The sequence below is a fragment of the Psychrobacter sp. FME6 genome, assembly GCF_014861365.1.
GTDB lineage: Bacteria > Pseudomonadota > Gammaproteobacteria > Pseudomonadales > Moraxellaceae > Psychrobacter.
Genome location: NZ_RRYW01000188.1, coordinates 1 through 1,580 on the forward strand (window position 1 = coordinate 1; position 1,580 = coordinate 1,580).

Consider the following 1,580-nt stretch of genomic DNA (forward strand, 5'->3'; position numbering starts at 1 on the left):
GCCGTTCTAGAAAGCTCACCATCATTGACTTTCTGATAGATCGTCGTTCTTGATACACCCCATTCTTTTGCTGCTTTCGTCACCGATATGTTCATTGTTCACCTAGTGTTCAAGTACGTTTTTAGAGACTGTACAGTACAACTGTCCAGAACGTTCAGTGAACAACTATGGCACTAACTTATCTATCAGGCAAATTATAATTTCCTGTCAGTCATTAGGCTCAAAAATTACTAAGGGTGTCATTGAGCGATGCTGAACAAGTCTAATAAATCAGAAAATTTATATATCTCAAAAAAATACGTATAGAAAAGCTGGTTTTCTATACGTATATATATAACATGTATAGAAAAGCTGAAATATTATACATATTCAAAGAGGTGTCCATGGACGAGTATCAGATTATCCCTTTACCGCTTCCTAATATGGAGGCGCTAGAAACCAGAGCGGTTCTTAAAAAACTGTCGTCAGCCAATCGACATTTAGCTGAACTCAAAGGTGTAGTCTCATCTATTCCCAATGAGGCGATCTTAATCAATACCTTGGCGCTACAAGAGGCGAAGCACAGCTCTGAGATAGAAAATATTGTCACTACCAATGATGAGCTATTTAAAGCTGAGCTTGATATAGTCAATCAAAGCCTTGCGACCAAAGAGGTGCAGAACTATACGCAGGCGCTAAAATCAAGTTTCGATACGGTACGAAAAAGCGGCATTATTCGCTTAAGTGATATTCTAGCGATTCAAGAAGAGTTAGAGAAAAACGTTGCAGGGTTTCGTAAGCTGCCCGGTACGACACTCAAAAATAGCCAAGGCGATATTGTCTATACGCCGCCTCAACACGGCGACGACATCAAAGCATTCATGGATAATCTAACCACTTTCATAAATGATGATGCAATATGCGATCTTGATCCACTGGTAAAAATGGCGGTCATTCACCATCAGTTTGAGAGTATCCATCCATTCTATGACGGTAACGGGCGTACAGGGAGGATTTTAAATATTCTCTATCTGGTGGCGCAAGGCTTACTAGACTTGCCCGTTTTATACCTCAGTCATTACCTGATTCGACATAAGGCTGATTATTATCACTATCTACAGCACGTTCGAGATACTGGCGACTGGGAAGGTTGGCTGTTATTTATGCTTGATAGTGTGGAAGAGACGTCTAAATCCACCATCACCTTAATTAAAGACATCAAGGCATTGATACAAGCATATAAGCTCAAAATGCGCGAGGAGAAGCCCAAAATCTATCGCCAAGAACTGTTAAACAACCTATTTAATCATCCTTATACCAAAATAGAGTTTGTGATGACTGATTTAGCAGTAACGCGCATCACCGCGACTAAATACTTAGATGAGCTGACTGATATTGGGCTACTACAAAAAGAGAAGGTTGGTCGTAGCTCTTACTACATCAATGTCGAACTACTGCAACTACTCATGAATCGAGCGTAGTATGACAGATCATGCGCTCGCTTTAGTGAGCAGCATTATTTTTGAATGTATGAATAGGTATGTCTTAGTTTCAGAAGCCTGGCGCTGCTCCATACCTTTCCCATATTATTTGTCATAACG

2 protein-coding genes are annotated in these 1,580 nt (G+C 40.3%); one reads left to right on the forward strand and one right to left on the reverse strand.

All coding sequences use genetic code 11. The features are described 5' to 3' along the window. Nucleotides 1–95: helix-turn-helix domain-containing protein (locus EI162_RS14970; protein WP_192524929.1), on the reverse strand; the 95-nt coding region annotated here is incomplete at its 3' end. Nucleotides 96–383: 288 nt separating this feature from the next. Between EI162_RS14970 and EI162_RS14115 the strand changes: the two genes are divergently transcribed. Further along, on the forward strand, nt 384–1,460 hold the full coding sequence (locus tag EI162_RS14115) for a Fic family protein (protein ID WP_192524930.1): 1,077 nt from the start codon (nt 384–386) through the stop codon (nt 1,458–1,460). Nucleotides 1,461–1,580: the final 120 nt, after the last annotated feature.

Excerpts from the sequence above, each read along its gene's own strand:
- EI162_RS14115 (WP_192524930.1), top strand. The coding sequence starts at position 384 with ATGGACGAGTATCAGATTATCCCTTTACCGCTTCCTAATATGGAGGCG.